The following is an 18659-nucleotide window of genomic DNA, read 5'->3' as shown; positions in this document are numbered from 1 at the left end:
CCTGCCGACCTGAACGTGCCTGTGCGCCGGAACACCCCCGGGTGCCATCGCGTACGGAATTCGATGCGCGATTCCGCTACGGCGTTCAGGAACGCCCATCCCGACGCCGACGCCAGGAGACCATCGCCCCGTGCCGCATGCGACCGAGCTGATCGCCATCATCGCCCTGGGCCTCGTGATCGCCTTCGTGTTCGGCATGCTGGCTCAACGCCTGCGGCTGCCGCCGCTGGTCGGCTACCTCGTAGCCGGCATCGCCATCGGGCCGTTCACGCCGGGCTTCGTCGGCGACCAGAAGCTCGCCGGCCAGCTCGCCGAGATCGGCGTCATCCTGCTGATGTTCGGCGTCGGCCTGCACTTCTCGATCAAGGACCTCATGGCGGTGCGCACGATCGCGCTGCCCGGCGCCGTGGTGCAGATCGCGGTGGCGACCGCGATGGGCGGCGGCCTGGCGCTCGCCTGGGGGTGGGGCCTCGGCGCCGGCCTGGTGTTCGGCCTCGCCCTGTCGGTGGCGAGCACGGTGGTGCTGCTGCGGGCGCTGGAGGAGCGCAACCTGCTCGACAGCGACAAGGGCCGCATCGCGGTCGGCTGGCTCATCGTAGAGGATCTCGCGATGGTCCTCGCCTTGGTGCTGCTGCCGGCGCTGGCGCCCTCGCTCGGCGGGAGCGCCGGTACCGGCGACCATGCCACGGGCAACACCCTCGCGCAGGCGCTCTCCGGCTATCTCGGCGACAGCATCTGGCTCACCCTCGGGCTGACGCTCGCTAAGGTCGGCGTCTTCACCACCCTGATGCTGGTCGCAGGCCGCCGCATGGTGCCGTGGCTGCTCGACCAGGCGGCCCGCACGGGATCGCGCGAGCTGTTCACCCTCGCCGTGCTCGCGCTCGCGCTCGGCATCGCCTTCGGCTCGGCGGAACTGTTCGGCGTGTCCTTCGCCCTCGGCGCCTTCTTCGCCGGCATGGTGCTCGCCGAGTCCGACCTGAGCCATCAGGCCGCAGCCGATTCCCTGCCGCTGCAGGACGCGTTCGCGGTACTGTTCTTCGTCTCGGTCGGCATGCTGTTCGACCCCGGCATCCTCGTGCGCGAGCCGCTCTCGGTGCTGGCGGTGCTCGGCGTGATCCTGCTCGGCAAGTCGATCGCCGCGGTGGCGATCGTGCTGGCGTTCAAGCATCCGGTCGGCACCGCGCTCACCATCGCCGCGAGCCTGGCGCAGATCGGCGAGTTCTCCTTCATCCTCGTCGGGCTCGGCCTCTCCCTGAAGCTGCTGCCGGAGGAGGGGCGCGACCTCATCCTCGGCGGAGCGCTGCTGTCGATCACGCTGAACCCGTTGTTCTTCGTGCTCGCCGCGCGGGTCGAGCGCTACCTCGCCGACAGGCCCGACCTCGCGCGCCGGTTCGAGCGGCGCGGCGCCGATGCGATCGCGGTCGCCGAGCCCGCCAAGCCCCATCGCGGCCACGCGATCATCGTCGGCTACGGCCGGGTCGGCAGCGGGATCGGCAAGGCGCTCGACGCCTGGGACCTGCCCTTCGTCGTGGTCGACCGCGACCGCCGGCGGGTGCTCGACCTGCGCGCCTCGGGCCTGGAGGTGGTGTTCGGCGATGCGCTGGCGCCGGGCATCCTCGCCGCCGCCGATATCGCGCAGGCCCGCCTCCTGGTGATCGCGACACCGGATTCGCACCATGCGCGCCGGCTGGTCGAGATCGCCCGGGAGGCGAACCCGCGGATCGACACCCTGATCCGCACCCACAGCGACGCCGAGCGCCGCCGGATGGAGGAGGAGAAGGTCGGGCTGGTGCTGATGGCCGAGCGCGAGCTCGCCTTCGGCATGACCTTCTATGCCCTACGCAGCCTCGGCCTGACCGAGGGCGAGGCCCGCCTCTTCGTCGATGCGAGCCGCGCCGACAGCCGCGCCGAGGCGCCGACGGAGGCCGAGATCGACCCATCGCCGGAACTCCGGCCGCACAAGGAGGAGCCGGCGGCGGGGTGAGCGCCGACCGCGTCGTCCTAGGCCGCCAGCGCGTGGCCCATTTCCGCGACCCGACGCAGGTCGTCGACGAAGGTGGCGTAGGCCTCCTCCTTCGCCTCGTCCGGCAGGCGCAGCAGGTAGGAGGGGTGGACGGTGATGAAGCCCTGGAAGCGGTCGTCGAGGCGCTCGAACCGGAACGGGCCGCGGGCACGGGTGATCGGGATCTGCTTGCCCGTCAGCGCCAGCACGGCGGTCGCGCCGAGCGCGACGACGAGCTTCGGGGCGACGAAGTCCAGCTCGCGATCGAGCCACCAGCGGTAGTGGCTGACCTCGCCCGCGGTCGGCTTCTGGTGGATGCGACGCTTGCCGCGCTCCTCGAACTTGAAGTGCTTGACGGCGTTCGTGAGGTAGCTCGCCGCGCGGTCGAGACCCGCTTCCGCCATCGCCCGCGACAGCAGCTGGCCGGCCGGCCCGACGAAGGGGCGGCCCTGCCGGTCCTCCTGGTCGCCCGGCTGCTCGCCGACGAAGGCGATGGTCGAGCCGATGCGGCCCTCGCCGAGCACGGCCTGCGTCGCGCCCGGCACCAGCGGCTCGGAACGCTTGATGATCGCGTTCAGCGCCTCGAGGGTCTTCGGCGCCTGGTCGGACATCGCCGCCACCGCCTTGGCCGGATCGCGCTTGATCGTCATCTGGGGGGCCCTTTCGATCATCTGCGTGGTTCGGGTCGCGGCCGCGCGGACGAGGCCGGGGATGGCGGCGGTCTCCGGCATGTTGTGCCAGTACTTCTTCGGCATCTCCGCCCGCATCGCCTTGAGGTTGGTACGGGCCGGGTTGAACGTGCTCTCGTAATAGTCCCGCCAGCCGGCCTCGAAGCCATCGCCCTCCGGCAGCTGCGCCTTGTCGCCCGGCGGTCCGAAGGTCAGCGCCGTGCGGTCCCAATGCGCCGAGCCGTCCGGCGTCAGGATCGTCCAGTCCATGGCGCGGAACCGGTCGACGAAGAACGGAGCCGCCGCCTCAAGGATGTGGTTGTCCGGCTCGAACCACGCGACGAAGCGTTCGTTCGTATCGGTTTCGATACGGCGAAAGCGCAGGAACGCGTGCATCTTGTGCAGGTCGCGGGCGATCGCCTTGCGCATCCCGTTGAGGCGGTGAACCAGCGGGTCGCTCGCCACCTCCGGCAGGTGGCGCTCGCCGCGGAGCACGCGCCAGACCAGGGTGTGGAGCAGCGCGTAGCGCTCGGGATCGCGGTGGGGCACCACCATCGGGATCAGCCCGGCCACGGGCTTCGGCAGCGCGACCGGCGACGCGTCGGGCTCGTCGCTGGCGGACGTGCCGAACAAGCCGGGCGCATCGCCCGCCGACCACGTGACGCGATCGGGCGGAACCCCGTCGGCGACCAACCGGCGCAGGGCGGCGCGGAAGCCATCGAGATCGGCACCGGGGCGCAGGTGGATCGTGCGATGCGCGCTGTCTGTCCCTCCCCCCTCTGCGGGGGAAGGTGGCCCGCGCAGCGGGTCGGGAGAGGGGAGCGGCATTTCCGGATACGGCGCTCCCCTCTCCCGACCCTCGCTGACGCGAGGCCTACCCTCCCCCGCACAGGGGAGAGGGACGAGGTCGCGCGCATCCATCAGAACAGGCTCAGCTGCTGCGCCGGCTCCACCAGACGGCTGCGCAGATCGAGCCGATCTGTGAGCCCACCCGGCGTGTAGTCGGCCGCGATCAGGAACGGGCGGGCGCGCTTCAGCGCCGAGGACAGCCGCGCCACGTCGTCGAGGCGCAGGCGCGTGTGGCGGCGCGCGCGGATGATCTTGTCGACCGCCCGCGCCCCGAGGCCGGGGACGCGCAGCAGCATCTCGCGGTCGCCGGTGTTCACGTCCACGGGGAAGCGGTGGCGGTTCTTCAGTGCCCAGGCGAGCTTCGGGTCGATGTCGAGGGAGAACATCCCGTCGTCGGCCGCATCGGCGACGTCGTCGGCGGAGAAGTCGTAGTACCGGATCAGCCAGTCGGCCTGGTAGAGCCGATGCTCGCGCTGGAGCGGCGGCGCCTTCAGCGGAAGGATGCCGGAGCCTTCCGGGATCGGGCTGAAGGCCGAGTAGTACACCCGCTTGAGCCCGACGCTGCCGTAGAGATGCGCGCTCTTGCGGATCAGCGCCTCGTCGGTGGTCGCGTCGGCCCCGACGATCACCTGTGTCGACTGCCCGGCAGGCGAGAAGCGCCGCCGCTCGGCCTTGGCCTCGACGATGCGCTCGGCCACCTGCGCCATCGCCCCGAGGATCGTCGCGCCGTCCTTCTCGGGGGCGAGCTTCTGCAGGCTCGCCTCGGTCGGCAGCTCGACGTTGATCGAGAGGCGGTCGGCGTAGAGGCCGGCTTCCTCGATCAGCCATGGGCTCGCCTCGGGAATCGACTTGAGGTGGATGTAGCCGCGGAACCCGTGGTCGCGCCGCAGCGACTTCGCCACCCGCGTCAGCAGCTCCATCGTGTAGTCGGGCGACTTGATGATGCCGGAGGAGAGGAACAACCCTTCGATGTAGTTGCGCTTGTAGAACTCCACCGTCAGCGTCACGACATCCTGCACCGAGAAGCGTGCCCGCTCGACGTTCGAGGAGCGGCGATTGATGCAGTAGGCGCAATCGAACAGGCAGTAGTTCGTCAGCAGGATCTTCAGCAGCGAGATGCAACGCCCGTCCGGAGTGTAGGCGTGGCAGATCCCCGATCCGGTGGTCGAGCCGAGCTCTTCCTTGCCGGCCTTGCGCTTCGGCGCGCCGGACGACGAACACGAGGCGTCGTACTTGGCGGCATCGGCGAGGATGCGCAGTTTCTTGGCGAGCGTTTCATCCATCGAACAAACAATGAACCTGGGGAGCGTGAATACAAGGCGTCGGCCGGCGTTGCCCCCGGGCGGCGATGCCGCACCCCGCCTGCCTTTCGCGGGGCGCGGCTCCGAAGACCGATCAGCCCTGCTTAAGGGTGGCCTTCAGGGTGATCTCGCAGTCCAGAACCTTCGAGATCGGGCAGCCGATCTCGGCGGCATGCGCCAGCGCGTCGAACTTGGCCTGGTCGATGCCCGGGATCGCCGCGGTCAACGTCAGCGCGGACTTCGTCACCTTGAAGCCGGCACCGTCCTTCTCGAGCGTCACGACCGCCTCGGTGGTCATCTCGGTCGCGGCCAGCCCGGCTTCCTGCAGCTGGAACGCCAGCGCCATGGTGAAGCAGCCGGAATGCGCCGCCGCGATCAGCTCTTCCGGATTGGTCCCGGGCTTGTCCTCGAAGCGCGTGTTGAAGCCGTAGGGCTGCTGCGAGAGCACGCCGGACTGGGTCGTGATCGTGCCCTTGCCGTCCTTGCCGTTGCCCTGCCAGACAGCGTGCGCCTTGCGGTTGATCATCGAAGCTCTCCAGGGTTCGCGGTAGCGCGCACGACCGTGCGCGACGTCACCGTCGATGACCGGCCAAGTGGCGCAGGCTCCGGCGAGTTCCAGGCTCAGGCCCCGTCGGGCACCTCCTCGGCGTCGACGGTGCGGCGCGCGAGATCGTAGCCGAAGCCGGCCCGCGCCAGCGCCGCCAGATCTCGGTCGCGGTGGAGAGCGCGGATGTCCGGGCGGCGGAACGGCCCGAGCCGCCGCCGCTTGGCGTAGGCGAAGGCGGCCTTCTCCTCGATCGCCGCCGAATCCGCCTCGGGCACGGCCTCGCGCTCGGCCTCCATCGCGGTGTCGACCGCATCGCGCGACAGGCCCTTGGCCGACAGCTTGGCCGAGGCGCCGCGGGAAGAGGTGCCGCGCCGGCGCAACGTCGCGAGCCGCGCAGTCGCGAAGCGCGCGTCGTCGACCAGCCCGGCGGAGACCGCCCGCGCCACGGTCGCCTCGATCATCTCGAAGAAGGCGCTCGCCTCCTCGCCGCGGGCCCGGGCGCGCTTCTCGACCCGCCGCCGCAGCGTCCGGCGCAGCATCTCCACCGAGGCGCTGTAGCGCTCGAGGTAGTGCAACGCCGCCCGCTCGAGATAGGCGGCCGTGACGGGCGGCGCGGGCCTCGCACCGCGGGCCGCACCGGAGTCTGCAACGGTTGCGCGTTTCACGGGTTCTTCACGATCCGGACAGGTTTCGGTTTCATGGATCAGCCATGGAACCCAGGCAACGCGGCAGGATCGGTCATGGTCTCCTCCCCGCAGCATCGGCCATCCTGTTGAGACGCGAGTGGCTCCTCGTGCTGCTCGCTCTCGGGCTCGCCGCCACCGCGGCGGCGGTGGTCTACCTGTCCCGTCCGACCACGCTGACCGTAGCGGTCGGGCCGCAGGACGGCCCCGAGGCCGCGCTGATGGAGGCCTACGCCAACGCCCTGTCCCGCGCCCGCGAGGACGTACGCCTGAAGGTGGTGCGCTACGCCGACGTGCGCGACAGCGCGGCCGCGCTCCAGGCCAACAAGGCCGACCTCGCGGTGGTGCGGCCGGACGTGCTGCTGCCCGAGAACGGCCTGACGCTCGCCATCCTGCACGACGAGGCCCTGATCGTCGCCGCCTCGGAGGCCGGCGAGATCGATGATTTTCCCGACCTTGCACGCCGGCGCCTCGGCATCGTCGTGCGCCACAGCGCCGACATCCCGTTCATCACCAACCTGCTGACCTTCTACGACTTCGTCCCCGCCGCCGCCGACATCCCGGACGGCGAGGAAGCCCCGCCGGGGCAGGTCGTGCTGGTTCCGCTCAAGCCGTCCGAGGTCACCGCCGCGATCGCCGAGAAGCGGGTCGAGGCGGTGGCGATCATCGCCAGCCCGACCTCCAAGGCCGCGGGCGCCATGGTCCACGCCGTCGAGATCGGCCTTCCCGACAAGAAGGTCGGCCTCGTCTCGGTGCCCGACGGCGACGCGATCCTGCAGCGCTATCCCGAGCTGCAATCCGTCACGATCCCGGCCGGAACCTTCGGCGGGCGCCCGAAGCGTCCGGCCGAGGAGGTCAAGACCGTCGGTGCCTCGTATCGCCTGATGGCACGGGGCACCGTGAGCCGGGTCGCCGTCGCCTCCGCGACGCAGCACTTGTTCGAGTGGCGCTCGCGCCTCGCGGCGGCCGCGCCGATCGTCAGGCTGATGAAGGCGCCCGACTTCGACACCACGGTCGCCGCCACCTCGGCGCGCCTGCCCAACCACCCCGGTGCGGTGGACTACTTCGAGCGCGAGCAGCAGACGTTCCTCGACCGCTACGAGGACTACATCTACCTGCTCGCCTTCTTCGGCGGCACGATCGGCTCCGCCGTCGCCTGGCTCGGCCAGCGCCTCGCCCGCAAGCGGCGCGAGCGGGTCGACATCGTGCTCGACCGCCTGCTCGACGTGATGCGCGAGGTCCGCGCCGCGCCGACGATGGCCGAGCTCGACGCCCTGGCGATCGAGGTGGACGACCTCGTCGCCGACGTGGTGCGCTATGCGCGCGAGCGCTCGATCGACGCGCGCACAGTCAGCGCCCTGATCCTGGCGGTGGACGGGGTCCACGCGGCGATCAACGATGGCCGACGCGGGCTTTCCGCCGGGGCCGAGCATCGCCCCGGCGGCCGCACGCGAGCCGCCCGGTCGCTCGCCCTCAACCTCTCGGCCGCCGAATAGGCGAGCCCGGGACGCGGCGCCGCCCTATCCCTCAATGATCTCGCGGATGCGGCTGGCCAGCACCTCGACCGGGAACGGCTTGGTGATCATCTGCATGCCCGGGTCGAGGCCGCCGTTGCCGAAAATCGCGTTCTCGGCATAGCCGGTGATGAAGAGGATCTTCAGCCCGGGCCGCACCAGCCGGGCGCGGTCGGCGAGCTGGCGCCCGTTGAGGCCGGGCAGGCCGACGTCGCTGACCATCAGGTCGATCCGCGCACGCGATTCCGCGATGCGCAGGCCGGCCGGCCCGTCGGCGGCCTCGAGGGCGTGGTAGCCGAGCTCGCCCAGCACCTCGACGATGAGGTCGCGCACCACCGGGTCGTCCTCGACAACGAGCACCGTCTCGCCGCGCTCGGCGCGCAGGGCCGTGGCGATCCCGGGACCGGTGCCCTCGGCCGCCGCCTCGCCGCGGTAGCGCGGCAGGTAGATCTTGATCGTCGTGCCCGATCCCAGCTCCGAGTAGATCTTGGCGTGCCCCTCCGACTGCTTGGCGAAGCCGTAGATCATCGACAGGCCGAGGCCGGTGCCCTGGCCCAGCGGCTTCGTGGTGAAGAACGGGTCGAAGGCCTTGGCGGCCACGTCCGCGCTCATGCCGGTGCCGGTATCGGTTACGCAGACGCAGATGTACTGGCCCGGTTCCACCTCCGGATGCAGCCGCGCGTAGGCCCGATCGAGGTGGGTGTTGCAGGTCTCGATCACGAGGCGGCCGCCGTCCGGCATCGCGTCGCGGGCGTTGATCGCGAGGTTGAGCAGCGCGTTCTCGAGCTGGTGCGGGTCGCAGAGCGTGAGCCACAGGCCGCCGGCGGTGACGATCTCCAGGTTGACCTGCTCCGTCAGCGTCCGGCGCAGCATGTCCTCCATGCCGGCGATCAGGCCGTTGGCGTCGGTGGGCTTCGGCTCCAGCGGCTGGCGGCGGGCGAAGGCCAGCAGGCGGTGGGTCAACGCGGCGGCGCGGTTGGCCGAGGACAAAGCCGCGGTGGCGTACTTCTCGATCTGCTCGGTCCGGCCCTGCTTGATCCGGGTCTGCATCAGGTCGAGCGAGCCGACGATGCCGGTGAGCAGGTTGTTGAAGTCGTGGGCGATGCCGCCGGTGAGCTGGCCGACCGCCTCCATCTTCTGCGCCTGGCGCAGCAGCTCCTCGACCGCACGCTGCTCGGTGATGTCGCGGCCGACGATGTAGAACAGGTCGCCTTCCGGCACCGCGTTCCAGGAGATGGTGAGGCGTTCGCCGTCCTTCCGGATGACGTGGTCGACGAAGCCGTCGACGGTCTCGCCGCGGGCGAGCTGCGCGACGACCTCGGCGGTCTCGGCATGGTCGGCGGTGTCGATGATCGTCGCGAACGGCTCGCCGAGGAGTTCCTCGCGGCTCCAGCCGAGCACCCGCGTCCAGGCCGGGTTGACCGCCTTGAGGTAGCCGTCGAGCCCGGCCGTGCCCATCAGGTCGGTCGTGGTCTCCCAGAGCCGGTTGCGCTCGCGGGTGCGCGATTCGACCTCCCGCGTCAGCGCGGCCTCGATCCGCGTCCGGTCGGTGATGTCCTGCACGAAGGCGTAGAAGCCGTCGACGGCGCCGTCGCCATCCCGCCGCGGGATGTAGCGGATGTCCGCGACGCGCTCGCGCCCGTCGGGATGCGGCCACTCCATCTCGAAGCGGACATCCTCCCCGCCGAGCGCCGCGGCGAAGGCCGGCTCACGCCGCGCGAAGCCGTCCTCGTCCACGAGGTCGCGGACGGTACGGCCGATCACCTCGGAAAGCGGGCGCGAGAACCACGTCTCGTAGGCGGCGTTCGCGAAGCGGTAGGTCAGCGTCGGATCGATGAAGGCGATCAGGCTCGGGAGCGCGTCGGCCACCAGGCGAAGCTCGCGCGCAGCCGCGCGGACCGCGTCCTCGGCGTCGCGACGCTCGGTGATGTCGAAGGTCACGCCCGGGAACTGAACGGGGCGGCCGTCCGCATCGAGCACGCACTGCCCTTGCGCCGCGACCCAGCGCACGCCGTCCGGCTGGACGAGCCGGTACTCGGCGGCGAAGTCGCCGCCCGTCCGCATCGCCGCCGCGATCCGCTCCTGCACGGCGGGCAGGTCGTCGGGATGGATGCCGCCGAAGAACTCGGCGATCGGCGCGCCGGCGGCGGCCCGGTCGGGATCGACGCCGTAGAGGCGGGCGAAGCGGGCATCCGCGGTGACGCGGTCGGCCGCGACGTCCCAGTCCCAGGTGCCGATGCCGTCGCCGGCCGAGAGCGCGAGGTCGAGCCGGCTGCGGCTGTCCTCGCGGTCCTTTTCCGCCAGGATCTGCGCCGTGGTCTCCCGCGTGATGCAGATCATGCCTGCGACCGCGCCGTCGTCGTCGTGGACCGGCGAGTACGAGAAGGTCCACCAGGTCCGCTCGGGCTGCCCGCGGCGGTGCATCGTCAGCGGCAGGTCGCGCACCGACACGCCTTCGCCCGCGAGCGCCCGGGCGCAGAGCGGCCCGATCTCCGGCCACAGGTCCGCCCACAGCTCCGGAAACCGCACGCCGAGCGCACGGGAGACGCGATCGCCCAGCACCTCGCGATAGGCGTCGTTGAAGAAGCTGACGAGGTCCGGCCCCCAGGCCAGGAACATCGGCACCGGGCAGGCGAGCATCGTCGCGAGCGTGGTGCGGAGCGCCACCGGCCATTCCGCCAGCGGGCCGAGCACCGAGCCGGACCAATCCTTCATCAGGATCTCGCGGCCGGTCTCGCCGCCCTCGGCGAGGAAGCGGAACTTCGGGTCCTCGATGCCGATCGTCACCGGGTCGGTCTCGGCACGGTCCGGTCGCGATCCGGACGTCGGCCGAGGCGGCGTTCCTGGCGGGCGGTGGCTGTCGAAACGTCGGTCCGGAACATCGCAGGAGGGATGTCGGCAAGTCCGATGGGTGTCAACGCGGGTCCGGCGGGTCCTGCTCTCAGGCGGCGACCCGCCCTTCGAGCGGGAAGACCTTCGCCGGGTTCATCAGCCAGTGCGGGTCGAAGACGTTGCGCACCCGCATCTGCTGCTCCAGGTCGGCCTGCGTGTACTGAAAGCGCATCAGCTCGCGCTTCTCGATGCCGACGCCGTGCTCGCCGGTCAGGCATCCGCCGACCTCGACGCAGAGCTTGAGGATCTCGTCGCCCGCGGTCTCGGCCTTCTGCAGCTCGCCGGGCTTGTTGATGTCGAACAGGATCAGCGGGTGCAGGTTGCCGTCGCCGGCATGGAACACGTTGGCGACGCGAAGCCCCTGCGCCTTGCAGATCGCGCCGATGCGCTCCAGCACCACGGAGAGCTGCCCGGTCGGGATCGTGCCGTCCATGCAGATGTAGTCGGAGATGCGCCCCGTGGCGCCGAAGGCCGACTTGCGGCCCTTCCAGATCGCGGCGGATTCGGCCTCCGACTTCGAAACCCGGATGCTCGTCGGGCGGAAATCCTGCGCGATCGCCGCGATGCGGGCGAGCATCGCCTCGCACTCGGTGTCCGAGCCCTCGACCTCGATGATCAGCATCGCCTCGGCGTCGCGCGGGTAGCCGGCCTGCGCGAAATCCTCGGTGATCAGGATCGCCTCGCGGTCCATGTACTCGATCGCAACCGGGATGATGCCGGCGGCGATGATCGCCGCGGTGCAGGCGCCGGCATCCTCGACCGACGAGAAGCCGACGAGCGCCGGGCGCGCGCCCTCGGCGGCGCGCAGGATCCGGACGGTCGCCTCGGTGACGATGCCGAGTTGCCCCTCCGAGCCGCAGATCAGCCCGAGCAGGTCGTAGCCGCCGGCATCGAGATGGTCGCCGCCGATCTCGACCACGGTGCCGTCGTTCATCACCAGCGTCACGCCCATCAGGTTGTTCGTGGTGACGCCGTACTTGAGGCAGTGCGCCCCGCCGGAATTCATCGCGATGTTGCCGGCGATGGTGCAGGCGAGCTGGCTCGACGGGTCGGGCGCGTAGAAGAAGCCCTCGTGGCCGACCGCGCCCGAGATCGCCAGGTTGGTGATCCCGCTCTGGACGCGGGCGATGCGGTTCTCGAAATCGAGGGCGAGCACCTGGGTCATCTTCCCCACGCCGAGGATGATCGCATCCTCCTGCGCGATGGCGCCGCCGGCCAGCGACGTGCCGGCGCCGCGCGGCACCACGCGGACGCCGTGGGCGTGGCAATAGGCCATCACCGCGGAGACCTCGGCGGTGGTGGAGGGCAGGACCACCGCCAGCGGCATCTTGCGGTAGGCGGTGAGCCCGTCGGTCTCGAAGGCGCGGCGCTCGTCCTCCGTGGTCACCAGGGCCTCGGGGCCGACCAGCGGCCGCAGGCCGGCGACGATCGCGTCGCGGCGGGCGACGACGCCGGCATCGGGCTCGGGGAAGCGGATGGACATGGCGAAACCTCCGGATTTCGTCGATCCGATCGTCACCGCGTCAGGCCCTTCAGCCGCCGCTCAGGAGCGTGGGCCTAGATGGGTTCCGCGGCGGTGCGGGGACCGTTTGGAGATCAGTCTATCGCACTCCCGGCGGGTCCGCACCGTCGGGCGAAGGGGCGGCTCGAAGGCGACTGAGAGGCTACTGCAACGTTTGGTCGCACCGGCACATCGGCGTGAACGGCGTTTGCACCTTCGACCTGTTCCAATCGACCAAGCTCTGCCATAAGCCTGACGGCCATAGCCGTCATAATGGAGGAAATCCCGATGCGTCATGTCATCCTCGGCGCCGCCCTTGCCCTGCTCTTGCCGATCGCCGCTCAGGCGGAAGGCGATGCGGCCGCCGGCGAGAAGGCGTTCGCACCCTGCAAGTCCTGCCACAACTTCGAGAAGAACGGAGTCGGCCCGAACCTCAAGGGCATCGTCGGCGAGAAGGCCGGCGAGGGCCGCGACGGCTACGCCTTCTCCGCGGCGCTGAAGAACTCGGGCATCACCTGGGACGAGGCGAATCTCAAGGAGTGGCTGGTCGACCCGAAGAAGAAGGTCCCCGGCACCAAGATGGTCTTCCCGGGCATCAAGGACGAGAAGAAGGTCGAGGACATCATCGCCTACCTCAAGTCCAAGACCTGAGCGATCGACGACCCGGCCATTCAGGTCAGGCCGAGGGCCGTTCCCGCTCACGCGGGGACGGCTTTTTTTCTTTGCGGTCGCCGAGTTTCGCAGGAGTCGACATTGCCGGCCCGATCAGGCGTCGGTGCCGTCGTGCAGGCCGGTGCGGAGGGTGACGAGATGGTCGAGCAGGGCGCGGCGCCCCTCGACGTCAAGGCCGGTCATGCCGCCGGCCTGATCGGGAATGCAGGCCAGCGGCTTGCGCAGGGCCCGGCCGGAATCGGTCAGGAAGATGCTGACCTGGCGCTCGTCCGCACGGTCGCGGGCGCGCCGGACCCGGCCCGACGCCTCGAGCCGCTTCAGCAACGGCGTGAGCGTCCCGGAATCGAGGAACAGCCGCGTCCCGATCTCCTTCACCGACAACCCTTCCTCCTCCCACAGGACGAGAAGCACGAGGTATTGCGGGTAGGTGAGGTCGTGCTGGCCCAGCAGCGTGCGATAGGCGCGGCCGAAGGCATGCGCCGCGGCGTAGACGGCGAAGCAGAGCTGGTTGTCGAGGCGCTGCGAGTCCGCGGACGCCTCCGGGACGATTGCGGGCTTCCTCGGCGCTCGCCGCTGCGAGCCTTGCCGAACGGACATGGGCTTTTCGACTCCGGTTGACGACGCTGGTCAAATCCCAGCACGAATTCGGTCAGGCGTAGGCACAGATCTGACGCAGTATCTCGGTCGGGCAATATCTTAGCCAGCACGGAGCGATTGCACAATCTATGCGATCATCCTGCGGCTTTTCGAGACGGACTACCCTTTCCAATCCTTCAGCGCAGCGAAGGGGCTGCCCGAGCGATCCGGCGGCGGCGGATTGAGAATCGGCTCGACCTGGGCGATCGCGTCGGCGAGCGAGAAGGCCGAGCCGGCGGGCAGCTTGCCGCCGGCGGCGTCCTTGTGGCCGCCGCCGCGGAACTTGCGCGCGGCATCCAGGGCGGTCTCGTCGTTCGAGCGGAACGACAGGGAGCCCGTGCGCTGGACGTTGCACACCCGCTTGGCGCCGCCGCGATCCATGATCAGGTCCGAGACGCGCTGGAAGGTGCCCGAATCGAGGCCGAACGAGAGCAGGGTCCCGTCCGAGAGCGGGCGGAACAGCACGTCCGAGCGCGCGAGCACGCGGGCGATCCGCATCCGCGTGGTCAGGTTGCGGTCGTCGTCGGCCTCCCCATCGAGGAGCCGATCGAGGACCTGCCGGCGCAGCGCGGCGACCCGGGTCTCGATCTCGGCGGGCGCCAGGCCTTCGTCGATCAGCCCCGAGACCGCGCGGAGCAGCGCCACGACGAAGCGGTCGTGCCAGGGGTGGCCGACCGGCACGAGGTTGCCGACGTTGTCCCAGAACACCTCGTCGAGCATCAGCCCGCCGGCGAAGGTCGGGCGCTCCTTCTTCCACAGGTCGAGGGCGTCCACGGCCTCGACCAGGGCGGTGAGATCCTCGCCGTCGCGCGTCGCGTAGAGGCTGCGGTTGGCGTGCGCCATCCGCGTGGCGCAGCAGGTCTCGTCGATCAGGACGACGACGTCCGGGTCTTCCAGCTCGAAGCGCTTCGGCGAGGCCGCCTCGTCCACCGGCTCGACCCCGTGCTGGCGCAGCTGGTCGATCGAGGAGGCGTGATGGTCGAGGACGATCAGGCGGTGGCGGGCATCCTCGCCCCGCTTGCGGTTCATCGCGACGAAGCTCTTGAGGAACTTCACCGCCACCGGCTCGAGCCCGAGATCGGTCATGATCAGCGTCTCGGAGGCTTCCGCCTTCGACAGGCGCTTCAGCTCCTCCTCGACCACCGGGCCGACATCGGAGTAGCGCGGCACGTGGACGATCCGCGCGACGTCGACGTGGTTGCCGACGATCGCCACGGCGCCGTAGCCGTCGAGGTCGTGATGGGTGATCTGGGTGACGGTCACGGGGCGGTCCTCGGGAGCGATCTCGCCGCCTTATGCGGCACGGCGCGGCCCGGGGCGAGCCCTGCCGAGGCGTGCCTCAATGATACGGGTCGGCGGCGTCCCGAAGCCCGTCGCCCAGGAAGTTGAACGCCAGCACCGTCACCAGCACGGGCACCACCGGCAGCAGCAGCCAGGGGTAGAGCTGCACCGCCGAGAGGTTCTGGGCGTCGTTGAGCAGCACGCCCCAGCTCGTCACCGGTGGCCGAAGGCCGAGGCCGAGGAACGACAAGGCGGTCTCGCCCAGGATCATCGTCGGGATCGAGAGCGTCGCCGAGGCGATCAGGTGGCTCATGAAGTTCGGGATCAGGTGCCGGCCGATGACGCGGGCGGGCGAGGCGCCCATCAGCTCCGCCGCCTGCACGAAATCCTCCTCGCGCAGCGCCAGCAGCTTGCCGCGCACGGCGCGCGCGAGGCCCGGCCAATCGAGCAGCCCGAGGATGATGGTGATGCCGAAGAACACCCAGAGCGGGCTCCAGCTCGGCGGCAGCGCCGCCGACAGGGCAAGCCAGAGCGGGAGCTCGGGCAGCGAGCGCACCACCTCGATCAGCCGCTGCACCGCCGCGTCGACGAAGCCGCCGAAGTAGCCGGCGATGCCGCCGAGCAGGAGCCCGAGCGCGAACGAGATCGCGACGCCGACGAGGCCGATCACCAGCGAGACCCGCGCGCCGTAGATCATGCGCGAGAGCAGGTCGCGGCCGAGCCGGTCGGTGCCCAGCAGATAGAGCGTCCCGCCCTCGGACGGGCAGACGAGGTGAAGGTCGCCCCGGCCGAGCCCGAGATGGGTGTAGGCGTCGCCGCGGCAGAAGAAGCGCAGCGGCTGCGGCGTGGCGGTGTCGGTGACGTAGCCGCGGCGGAAGGTCTCCATGTCGAGCTCGGCCCGGTAGAGATAGACGAACGGCCCGACGAACCGCCCCTCGTGGAACAGGTGCACCGCTTGCGGCGGCGCGAACAGGTAGTCGCCGTTGCGCCTCGCCTGCTCGTAGGGGGCCAGGAACTCAACGAAGGGCACGGCGGCGTAGAGTGCCAGGAGCACGAGCGCCGAGGCGACGGCGATGCGGTGGCCGAGGAACTTCCGGAAGATTAGCCGCCAAGCCGAGGCGTAGGCCGTGCCGGAATCACGTCCGCCGCCGGCCTCCGGATCGAACGGCGCCGGGTCGACGAAGTGAGGTGCCACGGGTGCCGTCTCGGGCACCATCAGCGTGCCCCCATGCGGATGCGCGGATCGAGCCAGACCAGGACGAGGTCCGAGATCAGCATGCCGACGAGCGTCAGCAGCGCGACGAACATCAGGATGAAGCCGGCCATGAACTGGTCCTGGCTCTTCAGCGCGTCGAGCAGCAGCGGGCCGACGGTCGGCAGGCTCAGCACCAGCGAGACGAGCACCGATCCGGAGACGAGGTGCGGCAGCAGGTTGCCGATGTCGGCGACGAACGGGTTCAGCGACATCCGGAACGGATACTTGAGCAGCGCCCGCAGCGGCGGCAGGCCCTTGGCCCGCGCGGTCACGGTGTAGGGCTTCGCGAGCTCGTCGAGCAGGTTCGCCCGCATCCGCCGAATCATCGCCGCCGTGCCGCCGAGCCCGATCACGAGCGTCGGCACGGCGAGGTGGGCCAGCAGCGACTGGACCTTCGGCCAGTCCCAGGGCTTGCCGGTGAAGGATGCGTCGTAGAGGCCGCCGATCGACAGGCCGAACCAGATGTTGGCGTAGAACAGCAGGATCAGCGCCAGCAGGAACCCGGGCACGGCGAGGCCGACATAGCCGAGCACGGTGACGACCGCATCGCCCGCGGTATGGCGATGCGTCGCCGAGTAGATCGCGATCGGGATCGCGACCAAATGGACGAAGACCAGGGCCGCGAGGTTGACCACCAGCGTCAGCCAGAGCGCATCGCCCACCACCTCGGAAACGGGGCGATCGTACTCGAACGACCAGCCCCAATCGCCCTGCAGCAGCCCGGAGAAGCCCGCCGGGCCGGGCATCAGCCCGATCCAGATCAGGTACTGCTCGTAGACCGGCCGGTCGAGGCCGTATTGCCGGATCAGCAGCTCGGCCTTGGCGACGGACGCCGCCTCGCCCATGGAGCGCAGCTCCATGATCCGGTTCGTCAGGAAGTCGCCCGGCGGCAGCTTGATGATCGCGAAGACGAGGGCGGAGATCACCAGCAGCGTCACCGCCATGGTGAGGACGCGGCGCAGCACGGCGATCGTCATAGCTGGGCCTGGCGTTCGGCCGGGCGGTCCCAGAACACCTCGTCGAGGCGCTGGACGCCGATCATCGCCGTCGGCTCGAAGGCGTACAGCGCCTTGGCCGGCAGGTTTGCGAGGTGGCTCGATGCGACCACCGGCTGCAGCGCGCCCCCGACCGTGCCGATGACCCAGGTGTTCTCGGCGTGGTTCATCAGCATCTCGCGCCAGATCGCCGCCTGCCTGCCTGCGTCGTCGGTGTCGCGCCACTGGCGGTCGAGGTCGATCAGGCGGTGGACGGCCTCGACGTCGCACGCCTCGCCGCTCGCCCCGTGCGTCTCGACGTGAAGGCTCCAGCGCGGCCAGGAATAATGGTCGCTCTGCGCCGGGCTCAGCTCGGTCGGCGGCATGATCGCCGTCGGCACCGCGAGGTCGAGCCCCTGCGCCGCCACCATCACCGTCATCCCGGCCACCGAGCGACGGCGCAGGTTCGTGCGTTCCTGCGGCTTGACCACGAGCTTGATCCCGACCTCGCGCCAGAACTCGCCGATCAGCAGCAGCCCGTCGAGCACCATGGAGACCTCGCCGTCGCTCTCGACGACGAGTTCGAGCAGCCGGCCGTCCGGCATCAGGCGGATGCCGGAGGGGTCGCGCCTGTCGAGGCCGGCGGCGTCGAGCAGTCTTTCGGCCGCCGCCGGTTCGTAGCCCGCATGCAGCGTGCGCATCTCGGGCGCGTAGAGCGGGCTCTCGGGGATCAGCGTGTCGTTGCCCTCGGTGCCGAGGCCGAACAGCAGGGTGTTGTTGAGGGTGCGGCGATCGATGGCGAGCGACAGCGCGTGGCGCCAGCGCACGTCGCGGTTGAGGGCGCGCCAGCCGGGATCGAGGGTCGTCAGGTTCGGGTAGAGCGCGATCTCGGAGCCGCGCGCGAGCGGCCACAGGTTGGTGCGGTAGCCGTGCGCGCGCTCGCCCTCCTTGAGGCTCGGGATGTCGGCCATCGTCAGGCCGCGGAACATCAGGTCGGCCTCGCCGGCATTGGTCTTGGCGACGAGCAGCCCGCTCGAGGCGACGTCCATGACGATGCGGTCGAGATAGGGGAGCTGCGTGCCGGCCGTGTCGATGCGGTGGTAGTAGGGGTTGCGCTCGAACACGAAGCGCGTCGCCGGCGCGCGGGTGCGGGGCCGCCACCCCTGCAGGGTCGGGGCGTCGGGATTGTTCAGCTCGTAGTTGTCGTCCATCCGGTTGTGCAGCGCCGCCCAGCCGCGGAGCTTCTGTGCCTTGGCCGCGGCCTCGGCCTTCTCGCGCCCGACGTATCGCGGATGAACCGTCCTCAGGTAATGCGACGGGCGGTAGATCAGCGGGTCGCGCGGCGCGGCGAGGGCCGGCAGGAAGCGCGGGTTCGGCCGATCCCAGGTGAAGCGCACGGTGATCGGATCGACGATCTCGACGGTCGGCGGCTTGCCGTCGACCAGCAGGAAATCGGGCGGGCCGCCGGGGCTCAGATCCCTGTCGTTGGCGACGTCCTCCCAGTAGTAGCGGAAATCCTCCGTGGTGAAGGGCTCGCCGTCGGACCAGCGATGGCCCTTGCGCAGGGTGAAGGTGAAGCGCCCGCCCTCGACCGCGACGGCCGCCAGCACGTCGGGCTTCAACACGAGGTCCGCATCGTAGCCGACGAGGCGGGTGTAGCCGTAGACCGAGAGGTAGCGCACGTCCCGCGCCTTGGCGATCAGGGTGCGGATCGTCCCGCCGCTGGTGCCGAGCTTGCGCGCGGCGGCGGCGGGATCGACGACGAGCGGGGTTTCGGGCGGCCCTGTCCGAGGGGTATCCGCGCGGGCGAAACGCGGAGCGGCGAAAACCGTCGAGGCAGTCGCGACGCCGATCAACAATGCACGGCGCGAAATCCCGGCATCC

The 18659-nt window shown here is 70.3% G+C and carries 14 protein-coding genes; 3 read left to right on the top strand and 11 right to left on the bottom strand.

What is annotated here, in order from left to right; genetic code table 11:
• Positions 1-130: 130 nt before the first annotated feature.
• Positions 131-1984: a YbaL family putative K(+) efflux transporter gene (gene ybaL, locus MKK64_RS14005; RefSeq protein WP_243935515.1), complete on the top strand. Its 1854-nt coding sequence runs from the start codon at positions 131-133 to the stop codon at positions 1982-1984.
• Positions 1985-2001: 17 nt separating this feature from the next.
• Here the strand turns inward: ybaL and MKK64_RS14000 are convergent, their stop codons facing one another.
• The 4 genes from MKK64_RS14000 to MKK64_RS13985 form a co-directional block, all read right to left on the bottom strand.
• Positions 2002-3498, bottom strand: a complete 1497-nt coding sequence (locus MKK64_RS14000) for a UdgX family uracil-DNA binding protein (RefSeq protein ID WP_243935514.1) — start codon at positions 3496-3498, stop codon at positions 2002-2004.
• Between the two features lie 92 nt (positions 3499-3590).
• On the bottom strand, positions 3591-4802 hold the full coding sequence (locus MKK64_RS13995) for a putative DNA modification/repair radical SAM protein (protein WP_243935513.1): 1212 nt from the start codon (positions 4800-4802) through the stop codon (positions 3591-3593).
• A 112-nt stretch (positions 4803-4914) separates the two neighbouring features.
• Complete coding sequence (locus tag MKK64_RS13990; protein ID WP_147725009.1) at positions 4915-5346, bottom strand: OsmC family protein; 432 nt, start codon at positions 5344-5346, stop codon at positions 4915-4917.
• 95 nt (positions 5347-5441) lie between these two features.
• A complete protein-coding gene (locus tag MKK64_RS13985; protein ID WP_243935512.1) occupies positions 5442-6032 on the bottom strand; it encodes a regulatory protein RecX in 591 nt (196 codons plus the stop codon).
• Between the two features lie 107 nt (positions 6033-6139).
• Here MKK64_RS13985 and MKK64_RS13980 point away from each other — a divergent pair, with 107 nt between their 5' ends.
• Positions 6140-7546, top strand: a complete 1407-nt coding sequence (locus MKK64_RS13980) for a TAXI family TRAP transporter solute-binding subunit (protein ID WP_243935511.1) — start codon at positions 6140-6142, stop codon at positions 7544-7546.
• Positions 7547-7570: 24 nt separating this feature from the next.
• On the opposite strand, the gene MKK64_RS13975 is transcribed toward MKK64_RS13980, so the two are convergent.
• On the bottom strand, positions 7571-10351 hold the full coding sequence (locus MKK64_RS13975; RefSeq protein WP_409567948.1) for a PAS domain-containing protein: 2781 nt from the start codon (positions 10349-10351) through the stop codon (positions 7571-7573).
• Positions 10352-10505: 154 nt separating this feature from the next.
• Positions 10506-11939 (bottom strand): FAD-linked oxidase C-terminal domain-containing protein, encoded by a 1434-nt coding sequence (locus tag MKK64_RS13970; protein ID WP_147841226.1) that lies wholly within the window; start codon positions 11937-11939, stop codon positions 10506-10508.
• Between the two features lie 306 nt (positions 11940-12245).
• On the opposite strand from MKK64_RS13970, the gene MKK64_RS13965 reads away from it, so the two are divergent.
• On the top strand, positions 12246-12608 hold the full coding sequence (locus MKK64_RS13965) for a c-type cytochrome (RefSeq protein ID WP_147725000.1): 363 nt from the start codon (positions 12246-12248) through the stop codon (positions 12606-12608).
• A gap of 114 nt (positions 12609-12722) precedes the next feature.
• On the opposite strand, the gene MKK64_RS13960 is transcribed toward MKK64_RS13965, so the two are convergent.
• From MKK64_RS13960 to MKK64_RS13940, 5 genes are all read right to left on the bottom strand, one after another.
• On the bottom strand, positions 12723-13226 hold the full coding sequence (locus tag MKK64_RS13960; protein ID WP_147724998.1) for a MarR family winged helix-turn-helix transcriptional regulator: 504 nt from the start codon (positions 13224-13226) through the stop codon (positions 12723-12725).
• 159 nt (positions 13227-13385) lie between these two features.
• Positions 13386-14528: a dimethylmenaquinone methyltransferase gene (locus tag MKK64_RS13955; protein WP_243935510.1), complete on the bottom strand. Its 1143-nt coding sequence runs from the start codon at positions 14526-14528 to the stop codon at positions 13386-13388.
• Positions 14529-14604: 76 nt separating this feature from the next.
• Complete coding sequence (locus tag MKK64_RS13950; RefSeq protein WP_279593165.1) at positions 14605-15762, bottom strand: ABC transporter permease; 1158 nt, start codon at positions 15760-15762, stop codon at positions 14605-14607.
• The gene (locus MKK64_RS13945) at positions 15762-16778 is read right to left on the bottom strand and encodes an ABC transporter permease (protein WP_147724992.1); all 1017 of its coding nucleotides are present in this window, start codon (positions 16776-16778) and stop codon (positions 15762-15764) included. Before MKK64_RS13945 ends, MKK64_RS13950 begins: the two co-directional genes overlap by 1 nt.
• Positions 16775-18634 carry an ABC transporter substrate-binding protein gene (locus tag MKK64_RS13940; RefSeq protein WP_243935509.1) on the bottom strand — a complete coding sequence of 620 codons (1860 nt, stop codon included), beginning with the start codon at positions 18632-18634 and terminating at the stop codon, positions 16775-16777. The genes MKK64_RS13945 and MKK64_RS13940 overlap by 4 nt, the downstream gene beginning before the upstream one ends.
• Between the last annotated feature and the right edge of the window lie 25 nt (positions 18635-18659).

Source organism: Methylobacterium sp. E-025 (assembly GCF_022829705.1).
GTDB lineage: Bacteria > Pseudomonadota > Alphaproteobacteria > Rhizobiales > Beijerinckiaceae > Methylobacterium.
Note: the sequence above shows the minus strand (reverse complement) of the source record. Positions and strands in the feature narration are given on the sequence as shown.